Source organism: Brevundimonas sp. (genome assembly GCF_016463485.1).
Lineage (GTDB): Bacteria > Pseudomonadota > Alphaproteobacteria > Caulobacterales > Caulobacteraceae > Brevundimonas.
Map to the genome: position 1 here is coordinate 1 of NZ_JAEMRD010000202.1, position 4299 is coordinate 4299.

The window sequence follows — 4299 nt, forward strand, 5'->3', positions numbered from 1 at the left end:
CGTCCTCATCGTCGGTGGCCTTCTTGTCGACGACCTGATCCTCGGCGTCGTCGGCGGCATAGCCGCCCGGACGGCCGCGACGGCTGCGCAGCTTGATCGCCTCTTCGGGATCGAACTCGGTGTCGCATTTGGGGCAGTGGGCGGGGCGGCGGGTCAGGTCGTAGAATTTGGCCTGGCAGTTCGGACAGACCTGCTTGGCGCCAAGTTGGGGATCGGCCACGGATGGGAGCCTTTGAACTGTGGGGGGGATTTCGGTCGCGTCCCTTGCCACTGTGGGAGGCCGCTGTCAAAAGCCCTGTTCTTCGGCGGCCCTGTTCGTCATGCCCCTAAAGCCCGACGGAGCAGCGCGATGACCTCCGCTTCCCTTCTGACCGCCCGCCCCGCAGCCCCCCTGAAGGGCACCGTGCGAGCGCCCGGCGACAAGTCGATCTCGCACCGGTCGATGATCCTGGGCGCGATGGCCAGCGGTGTGACCGACATCGAAGGCCTGCTTGAGGGAGACGACATCCTGGCCACCGCCCGCGCGGCCGAGGCGTTCGGCGCGACGGTCGAGCGCCACCCCGACGGAAAGCTGGGCGACGGTCGCTGGCGCGTGACGGGACAGGGGGCATTGAAGGCTCCGGCCGGCGTCATCGACTGCGGCAACGCCGGCACCGGGGTTCGGCTGCTTATGGGAGCAGCGGCGGGCTATCCGATCGACGTGACGTTCGACGGCGACGCCTCGTTGAGGAAGCGGCCGATGAAGCGGGTCACGGGACCTCTGGCGTCGATGGGCGCACGGTTCGCCTGGAACGCCGACGAGGACCGGCTGCCGGTGACGCTCTCGGGTGGCGGGCTGACCGCCATCGATTTCGTCCAGAGCGTCGCCTCGGCCCAGGTCAAGTCGGCGATCCTGCTGGCCGGTCTGAACGCCACCGGCGTGACCACCGTCACCGAGCCTGAAAAGTCGCGCGACCATACCGAGCGGATGCTGCGGGCCTTTGGCGCGACCGTGGACGTCGAGGAGGCCGGCGAGGGCTGGATCGTTCGTCTGGCGGGCGGTCAGACCCTGACCGGAACGACCGTGGCCGTTCCGGGTGATCCGTCTTCGGCGGCCTTTCCGCTGGCGGCGGGACTGATCGTGCCGGGATCGGAAGTTACGGTGGAGGGAGTCATGCTCAACCCGCTGCGCACCGGCCTGTTCGACACCTGGCGCGAGATGGGTGCCGACCTCACCATCGCCAACCACCGGGTCTCCGGCGGCGAGGACGTCGGCGACATCACGGCCCGCCATTCGGCGCTGAAGGGCGTGGTCGTGCCCGAGGCGCGCGCCGCCTCGATGATCGACGAATATCCCATCCTGGCCGCCACCGCCGCCTTTGCCGAGGGTCGGACGATCATGCGCGGCGTGGGCGAGATGCGGGTCAAGGAGAGCGACCGCATCACCCTGATGGTCAACGGCCTGCGCGCCTGTGGCGTCGCGGTCGAGGAGGAGGCCGAGGGCTTCATCGTCACCGGCGGCCCGGTCGCGGGCGGCGCGACCGTCGCCACGGCCCACGACCACCGCATCGCCATGAGCCATCTGGTCCTTGGGCTGGCGGCCCAGGCCCCGGTTTCCGTGCTCGACCCCGAGATGATCGCCACCAGCTTTCCGGGGTTCGTCGAGATGATGCGGGGTCTGGGCGCGGATATCGGTTCATGAACCTGCCGATGGCGCGGGGAAACGAAGGCGATCCCATGCGACTGGTGCTGTCGGTGATTGCAACAATGGGTTTCGGCCTGTGGTTCCTCGCGGTCCACAGATCGGGCGAGATCGCCATCAACGCAGGGCCTCGGGCGGCGAAGGCGTCGTTTGTCGCAGATCGACTGACCGATCCAGCCCAGTTCAACGGTGCCCTGGCCTTCGTCGCCGCGCTGTTCTTGCTCAGTCTTGCGGCATTCGCCTCGACCGTTTGGGACATGGTCGTCGCCTCTCGCAACGAAAGCGAGCCGGATTGACGCGCCGCCTGATCTCGTCCGGCTCTACCTTCGAGTCCCAGATCGGCTATTCGCGAGCCGTGGTGGACGGCGACTGGGTCTTCGTCTCGGGCACGACCGGCTTCGACTACACGGACATGACGATCTCGGACGACGTCGCGGCCCAGGCCGACCAGACGCTGAGGAATATCGGCGCGGCCCTGGCCGAGGCCGGGGCGTCCTTCGTCGACGTGGTGCGGGTCCGCTATATCCTGCCCGACGCAGCCGACTTTCCCGCCTGCTGGCCGGCCCTGCGCGCGGCCTTCGGCGACGTCCGCCCCGCCGCGACCATGATCCAGGCCGGCCTCGCCGACCCGCGCATGAAGATCGAGATCGAGGTCACGGCGCGGATCAGGGCGGATTGACAAAATGTCGCCTATAGACGACAATCCTGGCTTGATACTGGAGTTCACCTCCAGCTTCCGTCAGTGGCGGTCAAAGCTGAAGGACGTCCAGGCAAAATCGCGGATCGCTGCGCGACTTGACCGGCTCGAAGAAGGTCACTGGGGTGACGTCAAGGCGGTCGGAGGCGGCGTGATCGAGCTGAGAATCCATGCGGGTCCCGGCTATCGAATGTATCTCGCCAAGCGGGGCGATCGCGTGGTCATCCTGCTTTGCGGAGGCGACAAGGACAGCCAGGGTCGTGACATCGCGGTAGCCCAGGCGATGGTGCGGGAGTTTGACGATGGCGCTTGAAACCTTTCCCTACGATGCTGCCGATTTCCTCGACACGCCTGAGGGCGTCGAAGAGTATCTGATCGCGTCGTTCGAGGACGCGGCCGAGTTCGGCGATCCGCGCATCATCACCAAGGCGCTTGGGAACGTCGCCCGCGCCCAGGGCATGACCAGAATGGCCGAGGACGCGAACCTGTCCCGTACGGCCCTTTATCGCGCGCTCAGTGACCAGGGGCGGCCCGAACTGGCGACCATCTTCAAGGTGATGCAGGCGCTGGGTCTGCGCCTCGCCCCCGTTCGCGTGGACACCGCCGCCTGATGGATTTCGTGATCGCTGTCGATGGACCCGCCGCGTCGGGCAAGGGGACCGTCGCCGCGCGGCTGGCGCGGACCTATGGGTTGCCGTTCCTGGACACCGGCCTGCTGTATCGGGCGGTCGGCATTGGGGTGCTGGACGCCCACGGCGACCTGGACGACCCGAACGCGGCCGAAGGCGTGGCGCGAGCGCTGGACGCGGCGGGTCTTTCGGACGATGCCCGCCTGACCACCGGCGAGGCCGGCGAGGCGGCCAGCCGGATCGCGGGTTATCCGGGTGTCCGCGCGGCCCTGCTGGATCTGCAACAGGCCTTCGCCCACCAACCGGGCGGCGCGGTGCTGGACGGGCGCGATATCGGCACGGTGATCGCGCCGGGCGCGCCGGCCAAGCTGTTCGTCACCGCGACGCCCGAGACGCGCGCCACCCGTCGCTGGAAGCAGCTGACCGCCAAGGGCGACGATATTTCCTATGAGGCGATGCTGGCCGATATCCTCAAGCGTGACGAGCGCGACGCCGGTCGGGGTGCCGCCCCCATGGTCCAGGCCGACGACGCGGTCTTGCTGGACACGACAGACATGGATATAGAGACTGCCTTCGATGCGGCCCGCCGTATCGTCGAGGCGGCGCGCGTCCGACACGGCTTCTAGGCCCGTCAGACAAATCCAACGCTCCCATCCTCGGCTTCCGCGGGCGTCCTGCTTCATCTGCTTCAGGTGAGACTCGCGTCGACGCGACTTGATTTCCAACTTCTCCTTCACCTCGCGCGGGGCCTTTCGGTCACGCGCCATAGCCCTTTCGGAAACGCCACAGCTTCATGTCTGATACCCTCAACCCCACCCGCGACGATTTCTCGGCGCTGCTTGACGAACAACTGCAAGGCCGCGATCTCGGCGAAGGCCAGGTCGTTCACGGTCGCGTCGTCGGCATCGAAAAAGACATCATCATCATCGACGTCGGTCTGAAGACCGAGGGCCGCATCCCTGCCCGCGAGTTCGGCATCGGCGAAGGCTCGGTGATCCCCAAGGTCGGCGACGACGTTGAAGTCTACCTCGAGCGCGTCGAGAACGCCCTGGGTGAGGCCGTCATCAGCCGCGACAAGGCCCGTCGCGAAGAAGCCTGGACCCGTCTGGAAGTCGTCTTCGCCGAAGGCGTGCCGGTCAACGGTGCCATCGTCGGTCGCGTCAAGGGCGGCTTCACCGTCGACCTGGGCGGTGCCTCGGCCTTCCTGCCCGGCTCGCAGGTCGACATCCGTCCCGTGCGCGACGTCGGCCCGCTGATGGGCAAGGAACAGCCGTTCCAGATCCTGAAGATGG

At 67.3% G+C, this 4299-nt stretch carries 8 protein-coding genes; 7 read left to right on the forward strand and 1 reads right to left on the reverse strand.

Annotated features, from left to right (window positions below; translation table 11 throughout):
- Window positions 1-220 (reverse strand): TIGR02300 family protein (locus JHC99_RS17655; protein WP_292155975.1); only part of this gene is annotated, 220 nt, incomplete at its 3' end.
- Between the two features lie 129 nt (window positions 221-349).
- Between JHC99_RS17655 and aroA the strand changes: the two genes are divergently transcribed.
- From aroA to JHC99_RS17690, 7 genes are all read left to right on the forward strand, one after another.
- Window positions 350-1681 (forward strand): 3-phosphoshikimate 1-carboxyvinyltransferase, encoded by a 1332-nt coding sequence (aroA, locus tag JHC99_RS17660; protein ID WP_292155976.1) that lies wholly within the window; start codon window positions 350-352, stop codon window positions 1679-1681.
- Window positions 1678-1977: a hypothetical protein gene (locus tag JHC99_RS17665; protein WP_292155977.1), complete on the forward strand. Its 300-nt coding sequence runs from the start codon at window positions 1678-1680 to the stop codon at window positions 1975-1977. Before aroA ends, JHC99_RS17665 begins: the two co-directional genes overlap by 4 nt.
- Window positions 1974-2360 carry a RidA family protein gene (locus JHC99_RS17670; RefSeq protein ID WP_292155978.1) on the forward strand — a complete coding sequence of 129 codons (387 nt, stop codon included), beginning with the start codon at window positions 1974-1976 and terminating at the stop codon, window positions 2358-2360. Before JHC99_RS17665 ends, JHC99_RS17670 begins: the two co-directional genes overlap by 4 nt.
- A gap of 4 nt (window positions 2361-2364) precedes the next feature.
- On the forward strand, window positions 2365-2691 hold the full coding sequence (locus JHC99_RS17675; protein WP_292155979.1) for a type II toxin-antitoxin system RelE/ParE family toxin: 327 nt from the start codon (window positions 2365-2367) through the stop codon (window positions 2689-2691).
- Window positions 2681-2989 carry an addiction module antidote protein gene (locus JHC99_RS17680; protein WP_292155981.1) on the forward strand — a complete coding sequence of 103 codons (309 nt, stop codon included), beginning with the start codon at window positions 2681-2683 and terminating at the stop codon, window positions 2987-2989. Before JHC99_RS17675 ends, JHC99_RS17680 begins: the two co-directional genes overlap by 11 nt.
- Window positions 2989-3633, forward strand: a complete 645-nt coding sequence (gene cmk / locus JHC99_RS17685; RefSeq protein WP_292155982.1) for a (d)CMP kinase — start codon at window positions 2989-2991, stop codon at window positions 3631-3633. The genes JHC99_RS17680 and cmk overlap by 1 nt, the downstream gene beginning before the upstream one ends.
- Before the next feature lie 167 nt (window positions 3634-3800).
- A partial coding sequence (locus JHC99_RS17690) for a S1 RNA-binding domain-containing protein (protein ID WP_292155983.1) occupies window positions 3801-4299 on the forward strand: 499 nt, incomplete at its 3' end.